Source organism: Bacillus sp. FSL R7-0685, from assembly GCF_038002425.1.
GTDB classification, from domain to species: Bacteria; Bacillota; Bacilli; order Bacillales; family Bacillaceae; genus Bacillus; species Bacillus subtilis.
Genome location: NZ_JBBOCN010000001.1, coordinates 3382581 through 3400287, shown reverse-complemented (window position 1 = coordinate 3400287; position 17707 = coordinate 3382581). Strand labels below are relative to the sequence as shown.

18 protein-coding genes and 1 tRNA gene are annotated in these 17707 nt (G+C 43.4%); 8 read left to right on the top strand and 11 right to left on the bottom strand.

Going from position 1 to position 17707, the window contains the following annotated elements; genetic code table 11:
* Nucleotides 1-32 precede the first annotated feature (32 nt).
* Nucleotides 33-626, bottom strand: coding sequence for an ATP-dependent Clp endopeptidase proteolytic subunit ClpP (gene clpP, locus MKY50_RS17750; protein WP_003228214.1), 594 nt, complete (start codon nt 624-626; stop codon nt 33-35).
* 269 nt (nt 627-895) lie between these two features.
* Here clpP and MKY50_RS17745 point away from each other — a divergent pair.
* Nucleotides 896-971, top strand: a tRNA-Arg gene (locus tag MKY50_RS17745).
* A gap of 282 nt (nt 972-1253) precedes the next feature.
* Here MKY50_RS17745 and cotR read toward each other — a convergent pair.
* Complete coding sequence (cotR, locus tag MKY50_RS17740) at nt 1254-2216, bottom strand: sporulation hydrolase CotR (RefSeq protein WP_029725962.1); 963 nt, start codon at nt 2214-2216, stop codon at nt 1254-1256.
* A gap of 355 nt (nt 2217-2571) precedes the next feature.
* Here cotR and MKY50_RS17735 point away from each other — a divergent pair, with 355 nt between their 5' ends.
* Both MKY50_RS17735 and MKY50_RS17730 read left to right on the top strand, forming a co-directional pair.
* The gene (locus MKY50_RS17735; RefSeq protein WP_341117036.1) at nt 2572-3915 is read left to right on the top strand and encodes an FAD-binding oxidoreductase; all 1344 of its coding nucleotides are present in this window, start codon (nt 2572-2574) and stop codon (nt 3913-3915) included.
* Between the two features lie 251 nt (nt 3916-4166).
* Nucleotides 4167-4679, top strand: coding sequence for a DUF3231 family protein (locus MKY50_RS17730; protein ID WP_003243249.1), 513 nt, complete (start codon nt 4167-4169; stop codon nt 4677-4679).
* 35 nt (nt 4680-4714) lie between these two features.
* On the opposite strand, the gene MKY50_RS17725 is transcribed toward MKY50_RS17730, so the two are convergent.
* The 6 genes from MKY50_RS17725 to sacB all read right to left on the bottom strand — a co-directional run bounded on the left by MKY50_RS17725 (nt 4715) and on the right by sacB (nt 10846).
* On the bottom strand, nt 4715-5035 hold the full coding sequence (locus tag MKY50_RS17725; RefSeq protein ID WP_003228222.1) for a QacE family quaternary ammonium compound efflux SMR transporter: 321 nt from the start codon (nt 5033-5035) through the stop codon (nt 4715-4717).
* Nucleotides 5035-5370 (bottom strand): SMR family transporter, encoded by a 336-nt coding sequence (locus tag MKY50_RS17720; RefSeq protein WP_003242480.1) that lies wholly within the window; start codon nt 5368-5370, stop codon nt 5035-5037. The genes MKY50_RS17725 and MKY50_RS17720 overlap by 1 nt, the downstream gene beginning before the upstream one ends.
* A gap of 81 nt (nt 5371-5451) precedes the next feature.
* Nucleotides 5452-6036, bottom strand: coding sequence for a TetR family transcriptional regulator (locus tag MKY50_RS17715; protein WP_003228226.1), 585 nt, complete (start codon nt 6034-6036; stop codon nt 5452-5454).
* 94 nt (nt 6037-6130) lie between these two features.
* Complete coding sequence (gene aspP / locus MKY50_RS17710; RefSeq protein WP_015384716.1) at nt 6131-7693, bottom strand: aspartate/proton symporter AspP; 1563 nt, start codon at nt 7691-7693, stop codon at nt 6131-6133.
* A 107-nt stretch (nt 7694-7800) separates the two neighbouring features.
* Nucleotides 7801-9351, bottom strand: a complete 1551-nt coding sequence (levB, locus tag MKY50_RS17705) for a 2,6-beta-fructan 6-levanbiohydrolase (RefSeq protein WP_341117035.1) — start codon at nt 9349-9351, stop codon at nt 7801-7803.
* A 73-nt stretch (nt 9352-9424) separates the two neighbouring features.
* Complete coding sequence (gene sacB, locus MKY50_RS17700) at nt 9425-10846, bottom strand: levansucrase (RefSeq protein ID WP_001022105.1); 1422 nt, start codon at nt 10844-10846, stop codon at nt 9425-9427.
* Between the two features lie 538 nt (nt 10847-11384).
* Between sacB and MKY50_RS17695 the strand changes: the two genes are divergently transcribed.
* The 4 genes from MKY50_RS17695 (at nt 11385) to padC (ending at nt 14533) form a co-directional block, all read left to right on the top strand.
* The gene (locus tag MKY50_RS17695) at nt 11385-12740 is read left to right on the top strand and encodes a serine hydrolase (RefSeq protein WP_038429683.1); all 1356 of its coding nucleotides are present in this window, start codon (nt 11385-11387) and stop codon (nt 12738-12740) included.
* A 15-nt stretch (nt 12741-12755) separates the two neighbouring features.
* Nucleotides 12756-13439: a broad specificity amino-acid racemase RacX gene (gene racX, locus MKY50_RS17690; RefSeq protein WP_015251173.1), complete on the top strand. Its 684-nt coding sequence runs from the start codon at nt 12756-12758 to the stop codon at nt 13437-13439.
* A gap of 130 nt (nt 13440-13569) precedes the next feature.
* The gene (locus MKY50_RS17685; protein ID WP_341117033.1) at nt 13570-14025 is read left to right on the top strand and encodes a DUF3237 domain-containing protein; all 456 of its coding nucleotides are present in this window, start codon (nt 13570-13572) and stop codon (nt 14023-14025) included.
* 22 nt (nt 14026-14047) lie between these two features.
* Entirely contained in the window at nt 14048-14533 is a 486-nt protein-coding gene (gene padC / locus MKY50_RS17680; protein WP_003228238.1) for a phenolic acid decarboxylase, read from the top strand.
* A gap of 26 nt (nt 14534-14559) precedes the next feature.
* Here the strand turns inward: padC and MKY50_RS17675 are convergent, their stop codons facing one another.
* The 3 genes from MKY50_RS17675 to slrR all read right to left on the bottom strand — a co-directional run bounded on the left by MKY50_RS17675 (nt 14560) and on the right by slrR (nt 16757).
* A complete protein-coding gene (locus MKY50_RS17675; RefSeq protein ID WP_003228241.1) occupies nt 14560-14751 on the bottom strand; it encodes a hypothetical protein in 192 nt (63 codons plus the stop codon).
* 2 nt (nt 14752-14753) lie between these two features.
* Nucleotides 14754-16223, bottom strand: a complete 1470-nt coding sequence (gene pnbA / locus MKY50_RS17670) for a para-nitrobenzyl esterase (RefSeq protein WP_341117032.1) — start codon at nt 16221-16223, stop codon at nt 14754-14756.
* A 75-nt stretch (nt 16224-16298) separates the two neighbouring features.
* A complete protein-coding gene (gene slrR, locus MKY50_RS17665) occupies nt 16299-16757 on the bottom strand; it encodes an HTH-type transcriptional regulator SlrR (RefSeq protein WP_014478046.1) in 459 nt (152 codons plus the stop codon).
* Between the two features lie 245 nt (nt 16758-17002).
* On the opposite strand from slrR, the gene MKY50_RS17660 reads away from it, so the two are divergent.
* Nucleotides 17003-17707, top strand: a complete 705-nt coding sequence (locus MKY50_RS17660; protein ID WP_003228247.1) for a YveK family protein — start codon at nt 17003-17005, stop codon at nt 17705-17707.

Here is a 17707-nt window from a genome sequence, read left to right as displayed (position 1 = left end):
TGCAAGAGACGCAGCTCTTGCAGGTTGTGTTATTACTTTTTGTCTTCTGTGTGAGTCAAAATTTTGTCAATCAGGCCGTATTCAAGCGCTTCTTCAGCAGACTTGAAGTTATCACGGTCTGTGTCGCGTTCGATCACTTCAAGCGGCTGGCCAGTACGTTCAGCTAGGACTTTGTTTAATTTGTCACGAAGCAAGAGAATGCGTTTCGCAGCAATTTCAATTTCTGTCGCTTGACCTTGCGCACCGCCAAGTGGCTGGTGAATCATGACTTCACTGTTTGGAAGCGCATAGCGTTTGCCTTTTTCGCCGGCTGCAAGCAGGAACGCGCCCATTGACGCAGCCATACCGATACAAATTGTAGATACCTTCGGCTTAATAAACTGCATGGTATCATAGATCGCCATACCGGCTGTAATAGAGCCGCCCGGGCTATTGATGTAAAGAGAAATTTCTTTTTCAGGGTCTTCTGCTGCTAAGAATAAAAGCTGTGACACGATGGAGTTCGCAACGTTGTCATCAATCGCAGATCCAAGCATGATGATACGATCCTTTAATAGACGAGAATAAATGTCATACGCTCTTTCCCCGCGGTTCGTTTGTTCAATGACTGTAGGTATTAAATTCATAATGCTCCTCCTTCACCTTTTAGGTAAGTATGTAGTTACATGATACATTTTTGGTCAATAAAGGTCAAACAAAAAGCTGGCCTGATATGCAAAGTCGTCTCTTTTTCCCATTTTCCCCAAAAATACAGGGGTTCAAACCATCGTATGTCAGATTGCCAATTAAGATGCTTTGTCTATTTAAAAAACGGCCTCTCGAAATAGAGGGTTGTTATTTGAATGGAATTATCGTATAATTAGTTGTGCTGACGTTCTCATAACGCAGTCATTCTGCGCTCGTAGCTCAGTTGGATAGAGCGGTGGTTTCCGGTACCACGTCTGTCGGGGGTTCGAATCCCTCCGAGCGCGTCCAATAGAACAACAGGAAAGACAAGGGTTTGGCGATTTGCCGCTCTTGTCTTTTTTGTGTGAAAAAGGGAATTGCATACCTTAGAGTAACATTTCAATTACATTCTTTAGTTTGAACCCTCACTTTCAAAAGAAGAAGTATGAATTGATTTTTTCATTCATCTTATTAGCTTGTGATTAACAAACCTTTAAAAAATCCGGTTCTACCCATTGCCTGTATTTATTTTGAGAATCTTCTCTCGGACAAAATTGGATAAGTGAGAATAGTTTTAAAATAAAAATTTATTTGCTCCCCCAGTTCTTCTCTATAAATTGAATCGCAGGCTGTAAGTTGGTTTTGTTCGCAATTTCAATGACAGCGGGAACGACGGCAGGGTCCGTTTTGGAGAAGTTCGGAATCCGTGGATCTAACCGGAAAAAACGATCTCCCAGAAGATTCGCACTGACCATGGATTCATAGTACCCATTACCGCCAGCAATCATCTGAAGAAATGGCAGTAAAGGTTCATTAGGCGACCTGTCCAAAAGAACTCCCCAATTTGGAGGAAGGTTCTTCAGATTTTCGGGGCGGATGTTATCTGCACTTACCATTCCCCATCCCTTCGTATCTCTTCTTAACCGGGTCGGGGCTTCACCTGTTCCGATGGACAATACCGCAATTTGATCCAATGGCACGTTGGCTTTACCAACTGCAAACGCGATACTGGCTGTACTAGGGTTCGTTGCTACTACATACCCATCCACATAGTTTTGATAGGCCCGTTGCGTCGCGGGAGCACCGCTGCTCCGCAGTATGACATCACTTACTTTCTCATTTAAATAGGGAGAGCCGGGAAAATTGTGAAATAAGACAGGAGTCCAACGATCCAGTTTTTGAGAGTATAATTTGAATGATGGGACAACAATTCGTTTTCTTAAATCTATAAGTTGAAGATCTGCTGGGAAAAAATTTCTTACCGCTTTAATAAAACCGGAATAGGGTAATTGTTGGTTGAAAACAGGTCCGCCTGGCCGGGAAATGCTGAATGCGGGTAGGATTTCATCCTCAAAATACTGAAGTGTTTCCCTCGGAGATCTTCCGCTTGCTAATGCAAGGGCAGTAAATGAACCGATTGAATTTCCCGAAAATACATGGGTTCGACTAATTAACTTCGGGTTTTGCCTAGCCAATCTGTTTAATAGTTGTAAACTTAAAGCACCTAAGGTACCGCCGCCGTCAAAGGTCATAATCCGATATTTTGCCAAAGCTGATGTCTCCTTTCTACATACATTCAGTATATGATGATCTAGAGTCTGTTGTATGGATGTATACCTCTGGTACTAAACACTTCTTCATCGCTCTTTTCTTTTGGCCTAAACGAATATTCACTCCGAAAAAAACTGGACACTGCTCCTAAAAACGATAAGAAAAAACGCTTGTTGGAGGTTTGGACAGGAAGTTTGCTCAAAATTGTTTGAAAAATGTTTCTCAGCAGACCTTACCGACGAAAAAGGCCTTAGCGTATTATATTTATAGTTCGTAGATCATTTGTCTATGCGATTATCCAGCTCCTGCATATTTTAGTATCTGAATCGAATTTCTTTGGGAGTGAAATAATATATGGGATCAACACAGTTGACAGGGCGTGTAATCTTCAAAGGAGACCCCGGCTATACAGAGGCTATTAAGAATTGGAACCCTTATGTGGATGTCTATCCTCTTGTCTTTGTTTTTGCGCAAAATTCATACGATGTAAGTAATGCCATTAAATGGGCTCGTGAGAATAAAGTGCCCTTACGTGTCAGAAGCGGTCGCCATGCTTTAGATAAGAACCTTTCAGTAGTAAGTGGAGGAATTGTTATTGATGTGAGTGACATGAATAAAGTTTTGTTAGATGAAGAAAACGCTATTGCAACCGTTCAAACTGGTATTCCCGTTGGCCCGCTTGTAAAGGGATTAGCTCGAGACGGTTTTATGGCTCCGTTTGGAGATAGCCCAACAGTTGGAATCGGGGGAATTACGATGGGCGGCGGATTTGGTGTACTCTCACGATCGATTGGCCTTATAAGTGATAACCTTCTCGCGCTGAAAACGGTAGATGCAAAAGGAAGGATTATTCACGCAGATCAATCTCACAATGAGGATTTGCTATGGGCTTCTAGAGGCGGAGGAGGAGGTAACTTTGGATATAATACCCAATATACATTCAAAGTTCATCGTGCCCCTAAAACTGCAACCGTCTTCAATATTATCTGGCCGTGGGAACAATTAGAAACGGTATTTAAAGCTTGGCAGAAATGGGCTCCGTTTGTAGATGAACGATTAGGATGCTACCTTGAAATTTACAGCAAAATAAATGGTTTGTGTCATGCAGAAGGAATTTTCCTCGGTTCGAAAACTGAATTGATTCGATTATTAAAACCTTTATTACATGCGGGAACTCCAACAGAAGCAGATATCAAAACATTATACTATCCAGATGCTATAGATTTCTTAGACCCTGACGAACCCATCCCTGGCAGAAATGATCAGAGTGTTAAATTCTCCTCGGCATGGGGTCATGATTTTTGGTCTGACGAACCCATTTCAATCATGAGAAAATTTTTGGAAGATGCTACTGGAACAGAAGCCAATTTCTTTTTTATCAATTGGGGTGGTGCTATAAGCAGAGTCCCTAAAGACGAAACTGCCTTTTTTTGGCGCCATCCATTATTTTATACGGAATGGACGGCTAGTTGGAAAAATAAATCACAAGAAGATTCAAATCTTGCATCAGTTGAAAGAGTGCGTCAGCTGATGCAACCATATGTAGCAGGTTCATATGTTAATGTTCCAGATCAAAACATTGAAAACTTCGGAAAAGAATATTATGGCGCAAACTTTGCGCGGCTTCGAGAAATAAAGGCGAAATATGACCCCGAAAATGTATTTCGTTTTCCGCAAAGCATCCCGCCATCTCGTTAAAGTTTATTAAAGACAGAATCAATGACTCATACTAAAAAGCACTTGAATGGTTTCCGGTATCTTGTCTGTCGGGGTGCGAATCCCTTCAGTGCGTCCAATCAAACAACAGGAAAGACAATGGTTTGGCAACTTGCCACTCTTGTCTTTTTTGTTTTGTTTCATTTCATAAATCTTTTCCGCTGAAACATAAATGTTCCTCCGCTTGGGCACGTTATGAAATGTGCAATATTGAATATGGGAGGAGAATGAGCATGGGTATTTTAAGCGGAAATCCGCAGGATGAACCGATGCATTACGGTGAGGTATTCGGCTTGTGGAGTTATGTGATGGCGGGCAATAAAATGGTCGGCAATTACCAAATGCTATTGAATCATGTCGGTGATGACGACCTGAAGAAGCTGCTTCGTGAGTCTATTGAGAAATGCCAAGATGAAATCAAACAGGTCAGCACGATCCTGAAAGAAAACGGGGTGGCGCTGCCGCCGGCTTCTCCTGAACCGCCGACAGCAGATCTTAACGATATTCCGCCTGGTGCACGGTTTCTCGATCCGGATGTGGCGGCTTCCGCGGCAGCAGAAAATGCTGCAGGTCTTGTGACATGCAGCAAAATGATGGGGCAATCGATTCGTGAGGATATTGCCATGATGTTTGGGCAATTTCATATGTCGAAAGCGGCAACCGGCGCAAAATACTTAAGGTTGCTAAAAAACAAAGGCTGGCTCATCCCGCCGCCGCTTCATCTTCAAAAACATCACGAAGCTTAATGGCAAAGGCATATACAGCTGTATATGCCTTGATTTTATGAAGATGACGTAAGACGCAGGCCGATGACGCCGGCTAGGATAAGGCAAAGTGAAATCACCTGTGAAAGCTGAAACCGCTCCTTAAACCAGATGAGCCCGACCGCCGAAACACCAATGCTTCCAATGCCAGTCCAAACGGCATATGCGACTCCGGCAGGCAGGACGATCATCGCTTGGGACAGGCAGTAAAAGGATAAGCCGAATCCAACAGTCATCACAATGATCGGCCATTTTTTTCTTGTTCCGTCTATATATTTCATGGCAATGGCAGCTATAATTTCTTCTATGCCGGCAATCACTAATAAAAACCATGCCATTATTTTTCACCTCCCGGCTGAGATTTGCTTTCTTTCGTAAATAATTTCATTCCTAAAATGCCAGCCAGCAATAAAGCTAAAAAGAACATTTGGGCTGCTGAGAAGGATTCGCCCAGAACAATTCCAGTCAGATATGTTCCGACGGTTCCGATTCCCACAAACACAGTGTACGCGGCGGCCATCGGGATTTTTTGATAAGAGCGGATCAACAGGATAAAGCTGACCGCGATTAAGATAAAAATGATGATCCAATCCAAAAGCGAATCGGCATGTTTGAGGGAAGAGGCCCAAACAACCTCTAAAAGCCCTGCAATAAAAACAAGAACCCAATTCAAATGAAACACCTCTCTATTTTATGAATGAACGTCAGTCATTTTTAGGGCATTAAAAAATGAGCGGTGTTACCCAGTCATTTTTTAAGCAGTACCTAAGCTCCGTTTTAAGAAAGTGAAAATTTCCTTTTTATACACTTCAACATTTTCATCTTGTTCAAATCCGATATAGAATCGTTCCGCAGTATTCTCGACCAAGTTGATAATCGTTCTGGCCGTCCATTTTGAATTGATTCCTTCCGTTACCTCATGGTTTGCAATGGCCTTGTTGATGATTTGTTCAAGCCAGGAATAATAAGGCTGATAGATCGTCTCCCATTTTTCCATGGAGTGGTCGATCGCAAGCCCGGAATAACAGAGGACAATAATATCCTTATGGCGTTCTGTAATGAGAAATGTCTCATCAATTAATATATCTAAAACGGTCCAAAAATCTTCGTCCCCATGCAGCCTACCTTTGATTTGATCAAGTGTATGGGTGAGAAGATTTTCTGCAATGGCCGGTATGAGGGCATTTTTAGATGAAAAATACAAATAGAATGTTCCTTGGGCAGTGCCGGCCTTTTTGACAATATCAGAAATAGAAGCCTTGTCGAGGCCTTTTTCAGAAATGACTTCTATGGCAGCCTGCAAAATTTTTTCATATTTGCCCGATGTTTGTTTTGGCATGAGGAACACCTCCAGTAATGACTGACTCTCATTCATTTTATCGCGTGTATGTTTGTTTGTAAAGAATAAAGAAGCAAGAAAACCTCTTGCTTCTTTATTTATCGTAATCAATGGCGGCTTTTGGGAGACCGGTATACTTTGCCCAGTAATAAATCGCAAGTGAGCCGATCGCGACTAAAATGAGGTCGACGGGATTGCTGATAATCCCTAAACCATGTCCGAAAGAACCGATGTAGGAAAAGATCAGCATCATAATATAAAACCCGATAAGCCACCAGGCTGATTTCAGCTGCTGAGCGAGGCTGACATCTTCTTTAGGCGTATATTTGCTGAAACAGAGATAGATCAAAAACATCACGAGCTGTGAACCAAGCAGCCAGGAGACTGTTTTCCATCCTGACCAGTACACGATAAACGCTGTAAATATAAAGGAAAGCGGCCCGATAATGCTCATTCCCTTTAAATAAAACGGCCTGTTTAAGTCCTTCGCGTTGACCCTCAGCGCAGCTGAAGAAATGGGTGCAATCGCATATGAAAGAATGAGCGCGACTGAACAGACATTGACGAGCGCGTTCCACGAAGGAAAGGGAAGTGTCCAGAAAATGGACAGGGCAAACGAAAGCCAAAGCGAAGCGCGGGGTGTCCCCGTATCTTTATTGACCTTTGAGAATATGCCAAATAATGTGCCGTTACGCGCCCAGGCGTAAACAAGGCGGGATGTCGTATTCATAAAGATATTCCCGTTTCCTCCGGGAGACAGAATGGCGTCTAAAATGACAAGCGTTGCAAGCCAGCCTAACCCGAGCATGACCGCAATATCCTTAAACGGCAATGAGAACTCCCGTCCAATTGCCGGCCAGCCATGTTTCAGTGTTTCTGTCGGGATTGCACCAATAAAGGTGACCTGCAAAACAGTATAAATGATGGTTGAAACGATGATGCAAATGATTAAAGCGATCGGGATATTGCGTTTTGGATTTTGGACTTCACCTGCTACAGATACAATCGGATGCAGGCCGAGATACGCAAACATCACGCCGCCTGTCGAGATGGCAGCCTGAATACCTGTAAATCCAAACGGTGCAAATCCTTCAACAGATAAATTCTCCGGCTGAAAATGAAAGATCAGCACAATAATGATGGTAATCGGCACAATATATTTAAAAATCGATATGATGAAATTCGCCTTAGCGAAGGTTTTGACGCTCCAATAATTCAGCAGGAAAAACAAGCATAATAGGGCAAACTGCAAGATCCAGCCGGAAATGGTCGGCGAATCAGACCCTTTAATGGTCAGGCCGGGAAACCAATAGGCCACATACTGGCGCACAGCTGTCACTTCAATTGAAATCAAGCTTGTATAAGCGACAATCGTGACAAACGAAATTAAGTAGCCGACAAGGTGGCCATGTGAATAAACGGGGTATCGAATGATGCCTCCGGTACGGGGCAGAGCGGCTCCGAGCTCCGCATATACGAGCCCGATTAACAAAATAATGGCTCCTCCGAGGATCCAGGAAAAAGCGCCGGAGGGTCCTGCTTTTGAAGCGACATTACTGACAGCGAATAGCCACGCTGATCCAAAGATGGCTCCCATCCCAATCAAAATCAGATCAAACAGCGACATTGATTTTTGAAAATTTCCTTGTTTAGACATTCGCTTCCTCCTTTGAAACCAGCCTTATATTCCTTACAATGCCCAATATGTAACAGAGAATACCGCTCCTAATAAAAAAACAGGGGCAGCCTGCGCCGCCCCTGTTTTTATTCATGAATCGAATCAAAGTGTTTCACTGTTATATTTTTGAAGGAGGCTGTGCCGCTGTCAGAATAAAGGGTAATTCCTTTATCTTCAGGCTTTGGGAAGACTTCATTTGAAAAAACGGTTTTCCCGTCGCCAACAAATACTTCTATCGTTGTTTTATCGACAAGTATTTTCAAATGCACTTTACGTTTGCTTACATCATAAGGAGCTTTGCTTTCGACATAGGTATTGCTTTTGTCAGGCTGATTTGTGGCTGCTCTATTGACATAAGCATAGCCGCCTTCAGCGAAAATACCGACATCAATATGGCGTTTTTGGTCTTCTGATTCTCTGAGCCTGACGCCTGCATTCTTTAGCTCTGACCAAGAAAGATCCGTATCAAGCTGGTACGTATCACCTGTTATCGACAATGTTTTTGATCCGTTCACATCCTGATCCTCTATTTCGTCAGTTGAAACAGTCAGCTGCTCCAAAGCTTCAATCGGCTGTGAGACGAGGCTGTATGTTCCATCCTGCTCCTTCAGCCGGATTTCGCGTATGACAGAATCTGTGCCGTTAAAGCCGTTCTTCATTGTCGGGGTGTTGTTGGCATAATCCCAATTGTTCATCCAGGCAAGCGCGTACCGCTTTTCTAATGGATCTGTGCTTTTGCTGTCTTCGAACGTCACACCGCCATACCAGTCGAAGCCATAGTCAAGCCATTGGGCTTCAGTCTGATCCGCTTTGAATTCTTTTCCGTCGAAGCTTCCGGTCCAGTAGGCGTACGTATTTGGTTTGCCCCACGGTTTGCCATTCGCGCTGGCACCGAGAACCCACTTATTCGTTCCGTCGCTTGCCCGCATCATGTAGAGGTCGGGACATTCCACCATTCCCGCCTGTTCTGGGAAGAATCCGCTTGTGTAATGCCAGTCCTTAAGATTATCGGATTCATAAAAGCCGATTTTTGATCCTTCAGCCATGACCATGACCCATTTGTTATCCTGGTCATCCCATATGACTTTCGGATCTCTGAAATCGTCTGTGCCCGGATTAGGCATAACGGGGTTGCCACTGTAGAATTTGAATGATTTTCCCTTATCTGTGCTGTACCACAAATATTGTTCCTGTTTTTTGTCTTTGGCTGAGGGCTGTGTCACAATCGCGACAAGCGCATTTTTCCCGAAGCCGGCTGTGTTCTCTTTATCCACCACGACGGAACCGGTCCAAATATCACCGTCCGGGTTTGTATATTTCGGAATCGCCACGCCTTCATCTGTCCAGTGCACCAAATCCTCTGAGACGGCATGGCGCCATTCTGTGCCGTTGCCTTTTGGGTAATCCCGGTTATATAGATAGAAATAATGATACTTGCCATCAAAATAGATCGGTTTTTGAGGGTCATTTTTCCATTTATCCGGCGTCGTAAAATGATATGCCGCCCGGTAGTCCGGCTTCTGTTTTGATTTTGTTTTTTGGTCATGTCCTTCTTTTGGAAATAAGTCGATAAACAGCAATATTCCTAAAAAGGTTAGGAATACGGTTAGCCATTTGCCTGCTTTTATATAGTTCATATGGGATTCACCTTTATGTTGATAAGAAATAAAAGAAAATGCCAATAGGATATCGGCATTTTCTTTTGCGTTTTTATTTGTTAACTGTTAATTGTCCTTGTTCAAGGATGCTGTCTTTGACAACAGATGTTTTCTTGCCTTTGATGTTCAGCAGGAAGCTTGGCGCAAACGTTGATTGTTTGTCTGCGTAGAATCCTCTGTTTGTCATATAGCTTGTAATCACGACATTGTTTCCTTTCGCTTGAGGTACAGCGAAGTGTGAGTAAGTAAAGGTTACATCGTTAGGATCAAGATCCATTTTTAACACAAGGCCAGTTTTGTTCAGCGGCTTGTATGGGCCAGTTAAAGAATTAGAAACATAGCCAAGCATGTAAATATCGTTAGACGTGATGCCGTCAATCGTCATTTTTGACCCGCGGGAGTCAGTGAACAGGTACCATTTGCCGTTCATTTTAAAGACGTTCGCGCGTTCAATTTCATCTGTTACTGTGTTAGATGCAATCAGCGGTTTCATCACTTTTTTCAGTGTGTAATCATCGTTTAGCTCAATCATACCGAGAGCGCCGTTAGCTAATTCAGCAGTGCGTTTTTTATCACTTTGCAGAAGCTTTTGACTTTCTTGACGGAAGAATGATGTGCTTTTGCCATAGTATGCTTTGTTAAATAAAGATTCTTCGCCTTGGTAGCCATCTTCAGTTCCAGTGTTTGCTTCAAATACTAAGTATTTGTGGCCTTTATCTTCTACGTAGTGAGGATCTCTCAGCGTATGGTTGTCGCCTGAGCTGTAGTTGCCTTCATCGATGAACTGCTGTACATTTTGATACGTTTTGCCGTCACCGTCAAAGATTGATTTATAATCCTCTACACCGTTGATGTTCAGAGAGCTGTCTGATGCTGATACGTTAACCTGTGCAGTTGTCAGTGTTTGTTTGCCGTAATGTTTACCGGAGAAATCAGTGTAGAATAAACGGATTTTTCCGTCAGATGTAAATGTGGCTGAACCTGACCATTCTTGCGTTTGGTCTTTTAGGATAGAATCATTTGCATCGAATTTGTCGCTGTCTTTAAAGACGCGGCCAGCGTTTTTCCAGCTGTCAATAGAAGTTTCGCCGACTTTTTGATAGAACATGTAAATCGATGTGTCATCCGCATTTTTAGGATCTCCGGCTAATGCAAAGACGATGTGGTAGCCGTGATAGTTTGCGACAGTGCCGTCAGCGTTTTGTAATGGCCAGCTGTCCCAAACGTCCAGGCCTTTTGCAGAAGAGATATTTTTAATTGTGGACGAATCGAATTCAGGCACTTGATATTTTTCATTTTTTTGCTGTTCAGGGATTTGCAGCATATCATGGCGTGTAATATGGGAAATGCCGTATGTTTCCTTATATGGCTTTTGGTTCGTTTCTTTCGCAAACGCTTGAGTTGCGCCTCCTGCCAGCAGTGCGGTAGTAAAGGTTAATACTGTTGCTTGTTTTGCAAACTTTTTGATGTTCATCGTTCATGTCTCCTTTTTTATGTACTGTGTTAGCGGTCTGCTTCTTCCAGCCCTCCTGTTTGAAGATGGCAAGTTAGTTACGCACAATAAAAAAAGACCTAAAATATGTAAGGGGTGACGCCAAAGTATACACTTTGCCCTTTACACATTTTAGGTCTTGCCTGCTTTATCAGTAACAAACCCGCGCGATTTACTTTTCGACCTCATTCTATTAGACTCTCGTTTGGATTGCAACTGGTCTATTTTCCTCTTTTGTTTGATAGAAAATCATAAAAGGATTTGCAGACTACGGGCCTAAAGAACTAAAAAATCTATCTGTTTCTTTTCATTCTCTGTATTTTTTATAGTTTCTGTTGCATGGGCATAAAGTTGCCTTTTTAATCACAATTCAGAAAATATCATAATATCTCATTTCACTAAATAATAGTGAACGGCAGGTATACGTGATGGGTTAAAAAGGATCTCTAACTGAAGGGTTTTTCAAAATATTTGAAACGTTAGTAGGTTAGTAACGTACAGAGATATGGGAGGTGGAGGAATGAAGCAGAATAAAAGAAAGCATCTTCAGACGTTATTTGAGACATTAGGCGAAAAACATCAGTTTAACGGGACGGTTCTGGCTGCGGAGGGTGGCGATATTTTATATCACCACTCTTTTGGCTATGCGGAAATGACGGAAAAACGCCCGTTGAAAACCAACTCTTTGTTTGAGTTAGCGTCTTTGTCAAAGCCTTTTACAGCATTGGGAATCATCTTGCTGGAGGAGAAGGGGATTCTTGGCTATGAGGATAAAGTGGATCGCTGGCTGCCCGGTTTTCCGTATCAGGGCGTAACGATTCGGCATTTATTGAACCATACGTCAGGGCTTCCTGATTATATGGGATGGTTTTTTGCCAATTGGGATTCACACAAGATTGCGGTGAATCAGGATATTGTCGATATGCTGATGAATGAGGGGCTATCTGGTTATTTTGAACCGAATGAAGGCTGGATGTACAGCAATACGGGGTATGTGCTGCTGGCGGTTATCATTGAAAAAGCATCTGGCATGAGCTATGCGGATTTTATGAAAACAAGTATTTTTTTACCGGCAGGCATGAATGAAACAAGAGTGTATAACAGGAGGCTTTCGCCTGAGCGAATTGATCATTATGCATATGGATATGTGTATGATGTACATTCCGAAACATACGTCCTCCCTGATGAGCTGGAGGAAACGAACTATGTTGTGTATCTCGATGGCATACAGGGGGATGGGACGGTGAACTCTGTCACAAGCGATTTGTTTCGATTTGATCAGGCTTTATATCAGGACGATTTCATCAGCAAGGCTTCTAAGGAATCTGCGTTTTCTCCAGTGCGCCTCAACAATGGAGAAACAATTGATTATGGCTTTGGCTGGGTACTGCAAAATAGTCCTGAAAAAGGGCGGATTGTCAGCCACAGCGGAGGATGGCCCGGCTATTCGACGTTGATGATCCGATATATCGATCATCGTAAAACGCTGATCTATTTGAGTAATAAGGAAGAGGATACTGAATATGAACAAGCGATTCTGAAGGCGGCGGAACATATTCTATTTGGCCAGCCATATGAGGTCCCGGAACGTCCTGCTGATAAAAAGAAAAAAGCAATTGATACGGCGATATACAGCCGCTATGTTGGCAGCTACCTGTTGCAGGATGGAACGGCTGCACAGGTGACAGCCGAGAATGAACGGCTTTATTTGGAGATCACCGGACAGCTGAGACTGGAGTTATTTCCTTCCTCGGAAACCCGTTTCTTTCTGCGAGCATTGTCTGTTGAAGTCGAGTTTATGTTAGGCGGGGATGCTGCGAAAAGCTTTATCCTCTATGAGGATGGCTCAGAAGAAGAAGCTGTCCGTACGAATTAGAAAGGAATGAATTTGATGATCGGAATATTAGCCGGAATGGGGCCGAAATCGACCTCGCCGTTTATTGATAAGGTGATTGATTACTGTCAGAAGCTGTATGGGGCTTCAAACGATATTGACTACCCGCACATGATGATCTATTCATGCCCGACGCCCTTCTATGCAGATCGTCCAATTGACCATGACGAGATGAAAAAAGCGATTATCGACGGAGCGGTAAAGCTCGAGAAAACAGGCGTGGATTTCATTGCGCTGCCTTGTAATACGGCGCATGTCTACTATGAAGAGATTCAGCAGGCATTGTCGGTTCCTATGTTGCATATCGTTGAGGAAACGATAAAAGAGATTCCGCATCCTGCAAAAAAAGCGGTGGTTTTAGGAACAGAGCCAACCATCCAATCCGCCATCTACCAAAAAGTTCTGAAGGCAAATGGACAAGAAGTTGTTCACAAGGACCATTGGCAGCAGGCTGTGAACCAGCTTATCGCCGCAATCAAACAGCCAAATCATATGCAGCATTCAAAAGCATTGTGGCAGACGCTATATGAAGAAATCAGTCAGCATGCAGACATCATCATTTCAGCCTGCACGGATTTAAATGCGGTGTTAGATCATACTCAAAGTGAGATTCCGATTATAGATTCCTCTGCCTGTCTTGCCAAAAGCACTGTCAGCACATATCTTGCTTATCAAAGCTAGCTTCAGACAAGGACTGTCTTCAAACAGTCCTTGTTTTTTTATGTTCCTATTGTTTGACAGTTAACTGCAATGATGTTAAAGTAAACATGTAAATAGTTACATGATTTTTTCTGAAGGTGAGGTGGTTCTCGTGAAGAAGCCGGTTTTAAAACCATTCGCCTCTTTAGAAATCAAGGTTGATCCGCCTATCACGATTGGTGAGACAAGCCTGGGACTGAGACGATTCATTCCGATTCGTTCGGGAACAATAACCGGGGAAGTAAAGGGACGTATTTTGCCGGGCGGTGCCGATTCGCAAATGATTCGCGCTGACGGCAGAACCGATTTATCTGCCAGGTATGTGATCGAAACAGCAGATCATGAACTGATTTACATTGAAAACAATGGAATACGGCAAGTCAGCGAGCCGTTTCGAAAACAAGCGGCAGCCGGGGAAATCATTGATCCGGAGCATGTTTATTTTCGTACGGTACCGACGTTTGAAACAGGCAGTAAAGTCTATCAATGGCTCCATGACCGCTTGTTTATCGGTTCCGCAGAAAGAACCCCTGATTACGTTCGACTAGACATTTATGAAGTGCAGTAAAAGACTAAGGAGAGTGTGAAAAATGGAAAACTTTATCGGAAGCCACATGATTTATACGTATGAAAACGGCTGGGAATACGAGATTTATATTAAAAATGACCATACAATTGATTATAGAATTCATAGCGGAATGGTTGCCGGACGCTGGGTTCGGGATCAGGAAGTGAATATTGTCAAACTGACAGAAGGCGTATATAAAGTGTCTTGGACAGAGCCGACTGGCACGGATGTTTCATTAAACTTTATGCCAAATGAAAAACGCATGCACGGCATTATTTTCTTCCCGAAATGGGTGCATGAACATCCTGAAATTACGGTTTGCTACCAAAATGACCACATTGATTTGATGGAAGAATCACGCGAAAAATATGAAACGTATCCAAAATACGTTGTACCTGAATTTGCGGAAATTACATTTCTGAAAAATGAAGGAGTCGACAACGAAGAAGTGATTTCGAAGGCTCCTTATGAGGGAATGACAGACGATATTCGCGCGGGAAGATTATAATAAACATAAAAACCCGGAAAAGAGAATTACTTCTCTTTTCCGGGTTTTCTTTTTGCTGAGTATGCGGGAACCATCACAATTCCCGCGAAAAACAGTATGATGCCAGTCCAGCGCATAGGCTGGTAATAGACTGTGTCCCGTAAACATACCACGGCCGACAAAATAATGATACAAGCTGCCACAACAATGGCAGCACCAATGTATCCTGTTTTCCCCATATTTATTCTCCTTTTGAAGGGAATAGCTTCTGCCTTTTTTCAGATTCGGGATCGTTTTCGATCGTAATCTCTGAGTCTAAAATCAGCGTCTCTCTCGTTTCTTCATGATACGCCGGCCAATTCACAGCTTCGGTGCTTGGGTTTCCTGTTTTAGCGAACGTGATCCACGCTGATTGTATCGTGTGAGAAAGCTGTTTCACCTCATCCGTAATCTCCGCTTTTGCCATTCGTTCCAATCCGTCCAGATTTCCAAAGACAAAAGGAAGCTCTAATGCGTGAAACGCTTTATTGTACGGCGGCTTCTTCGGGTGCCAATCGAACCTGTACATCCAGACAGGGGCGTAATGAGACTGTGCGGATGCATAGGCGACGGCAGGGCGCCAAAATAATAAATCAGTCATCATATGAATTTGGCTTTCCAGAGAACGCGGATACAAATCGGCAACTTTCTCTGCCAGCGGCTTCCCTAGTAAATACTCGAGCGCTGCATCAAGCGTTTCCTGAGAATGAACGTCTGAATCCGGGGTGAAAAATAAATATCCTTCATCACGGGTTGTTCCAATTAATAGCGGAATACCGGAAGCAGCCCCTTCTGCGATCGCTTTTTCTGGTTCTTCAGGCAGCGTTTTCGGATCAAGGGCGGGCTGGAAGAACAGCTGAAAGATATTTTCTTTTTCTGCAATCCGAAGCTGATCAGCCGCTTTTAGCAAATCTTCCGCAGAAACCGTATGCAATTTATCCAGTTGGCCCTCGTTAATCCCAAGGACCTGTAAAAAGGCTGCCGAGGTGCTCGCCGCTTGTTCTTTCGTCATCGTTCGAGAAGCGCCGCTTTCCATGATTGCTTTCTGGAACAGGCCTTTTGCCGCAGGCATAGCAAGCAGCGCGGCAATGCTCATCCCGCCGGCGGATTCTCCAAATACTGTTACGTTATCGGGATCACCGCCAAACGCTGAAATATTCTCTCGCACCCATTTCAGCGCGGCGGCTTGGTCTAAAAGCCCAAGGTTATCAGAATACGCCTCATTAAATGAAGACAAGTGCAAAAAGCCAAACGGCCCCAGCCGATAGTTCAATGTAACGACAATGACTTCTCCCTGTGCCGCAAGTTTTGATCCGTCATACAATGGCTCACTGCCCGCTCCTAGATAAAAAGCGCCTCCGTGAATCCACACCATGACAGGAAGATTTTGGCTTGGAGTGTCAGGCGCAAATACATTGACATACAAGCAATCCTCGGACTGGCGGGGCAGCTCAGTATACGAAAGTGACAGCAAATCAGACGGCTGCGGGCAAATAGAGCCGTACGCTGTGGCATCAAGCACATCTTCCCACACTTCAGGCGGCTCAGGTGCTTTAAAACGCCATTGTCCGACAGGCGGCTTGGCATAGGGGATGCCTTTCCACTTATGTACGCCGTTTTCCGTTGTGCCTTTTACTTTGCCGTATTGAGTCGTTACTATTTGATGAGTCATTGTGTTCTCTCCCTTTTTCCCCCATTATAAACAGATTTCCCCTATAGATGCGAACGTTAGCCCTTTAACCGATCATCATCTTCCCATTGTTTTTAAAAAGGATTTGACTTCATGGACAGACAAGCCGATTTCTCTTGCCTCCGCCATCAGCGCTTTCCATTCTTCTATATTGGATTCCGTCAGTTTGCGGTTGCGGTAAGAGGCAGTTTCAGGCTGTTCTTTCTTGAGTCTGTTCGTAAAAGTGAACAATTCTTCCTTTTCCATCCCGGCTTGTACGGCTTGCACTAAATGTACGCGCCATTCTTCTTCACCGCCGCTGATTTTTTCATACATCATTGTTTCTGCGTCAAATAATTCTGTTAATTCAACTTCCAGTGTGGCAGAAACTTTTTTTAAAAATTGAACGGACGGATTCGTGTGAACGCCTCTTTCAATCTTGCTTAAATAGGATTTGGATACGCCTGACTCAACAGCCAGCTGATTAATAGAATAGCCTTTTCTTTTACGGTACAAACGGATAATTCTTCCAATCATAATATGAAATTCTCCTCTATTCCTGTCGTTATTTTGTTCATTATAAGGAATTTTTCGTTCTTTATAAAATTTAAAATAATAAGGGAAGTGCAGTAAATTAGAGGAAAATCATGATTTTGTTCTCTAAAGAGAACTTATTGGCTTATTTTGCAATTTTTAAATAATAACGTTTTCTTTTATAATCCAATCATTAACAGAAAGGGGCGCGGGAAGCCAGCCGCGGGAAGGCTGAAGGCTATGAATACATGAATGAGAATATGAGTTTCAAAGAATTATATGCGATTGTCAGACACAGATTCGTGCTGATTCTGCTCATCACAATCGGCGTCACCCTTATTATGGGTTTTGTGCAATTTAAGGTCATTTCACCGACCTACCAGGCGTCGACACAGGTGCTGGTTCATGAATCAGACGGTGAAGAAAACTCGAATCTCAGTGACATCCAGCGAAATCTTCAGTATAGCAGCACGTTCCAATCGATTATGAAAAGCACTGCCTTGATGGAAGAAGTTAAGGCGGAATTGCACCTATCTGAATCGGCTTCCTCGCTGAAAGGAAAAGTGGTTACCAGCAGTGAAAATGAATCAGAAATAATCAACGTTGCCGTTCAGGATCACGATCCGGCGAAAGCAGCTGAGATTGCGAACACGTTAGTGAACAAGTTTGAAAAAGAAGTAGATGAAAGAATGAATGTACAAGGCGTACATATATTATCAGAGGCGAAGGCTTCTGAAAGCCCGATGATCAAGCCAGCCAGGCTGCGAAATATGGTCATGGCTTTTGGCGCTGCTGTCATGGGCGGCATTACACTGGCATTTTTTCTGCATTTTCTCGATGATACTTGCAAAAGCGCACGGCAGCTCAGCGAGAGAACCGGATTGCCATGCTTAGGCTCCGTTCCTGATGTCCACAAAGGGCGGAATCGCGGGATAAAACATTTCGGGGAGTGA

What these genes read in the sequence shown, in the direction of transcription:
- sacB (WP_001022105.1), bottom strand. Translation starts at nt 10,846, where the DNA reads ATGAACATCAAAAAGTTTGCAAAACAAGCAACAGTATTAACCTTTACT.
- slrR (WP_014478046.1), bottom strand. Translation starts at nt 16,757, where the DNA reads ATGATTGGAAGAATTATCCGTTTGTACCGTAAAAGAAAAGGCTATTCT.
- MKY50_RS17715 (WP_003228226.1), bottom strand. Translation starts at nt 6,036, where the DNA reads ATGCCAAAACAAACATCGGGCAAATATGAAAAAATTTTGCAGGCTGCC.
- MKY50_RS17725 (WP_003228222.1), bottom strand. Translation starts at nt 5,035, where the DNA reads ATGGCATGGTTTTTATTAGTGATTGCCGGCATAGAAGAAATTATAGCT.
- racX (WP_015251173.1), top strand. Translation starts at nt 12,756, where the DNA reads ATGATCGGAATATTAGCCGGAATGGGGCCGAAATCGACCTCGCCGTTT.
- aspP (WP_015384716.1), bottom strand. Translation starts at nt 7,693, where the DNA reads ATGTCTAAACAAGGAAATTTTCAAAAATCAATGTCGCTGTTTGATCTG.
- MKY50_RS17695 (WP_038429683.1), top strand. Translation starts at nt 11,385, where the DNA reads ATGAAGCAGAATAAAAGAAAGCATCTTCAGACGTTATTTGAGACATTA.
- MKY50_RS17730 (WP_003243249.1), top strand. Translation starts at nt 4,167, where the DNA reads ATGGGTATTTTAAGCGGAAATCCGCAGGATGAACCGATGCATTACGGT.
- pnbA (WP_341117032.1), bottom strand. Translation starts at nt 16,223, where the DNA reads ATGACTCATCAAATAGTAACGACTCAATACGGCAAAGTAAAAGGCACA.
- levB (WP_341117035.1), bottom strand. Translation starts at nt 9,351, where the DNA reads ATGAACTATATAAAAGCAGGCAAATGGCTAACCGTATTCCTAACCTTT.
- clpP (WP_003228214.1), bottom strand. Translation starts at nt 626, where the DNA reads ATGAATTTAATACCTACAGTCATTGAACAAACGAACCGCGGGGAAAGA.
- MKY50_RS17675 (WP_003228241.1), bottom strand. Translation starts at nt 14,751, where the DNA reads ATGGGGAAAACAGGATACATTGGTGCTGCCATTGTTGTGGCAGCTTGT.
- MKY50_RS17660 (WP_003228247.1), top strand. Translation starts at nt 17,003, where the DNA reads ATGAATGAGAATATGAGTTTCAAAGAATTATATGCGATTGTCAGACAC.
- MKY50_RS17735 (WP_341117036.1), top strand. Translation starts at nt 2,572, where the DNA reads ATGGGATCAACACAGTTGACAGGGCGTGTAATCTTCAAAGGAGACCCC.
- padC (WP_003228238.1), top strand. Translation starts at nt 14,048, where the DNA reads ATGGAAAACTTTATCGGAAGCCACATGATTTATACGTATGAAAACGGC.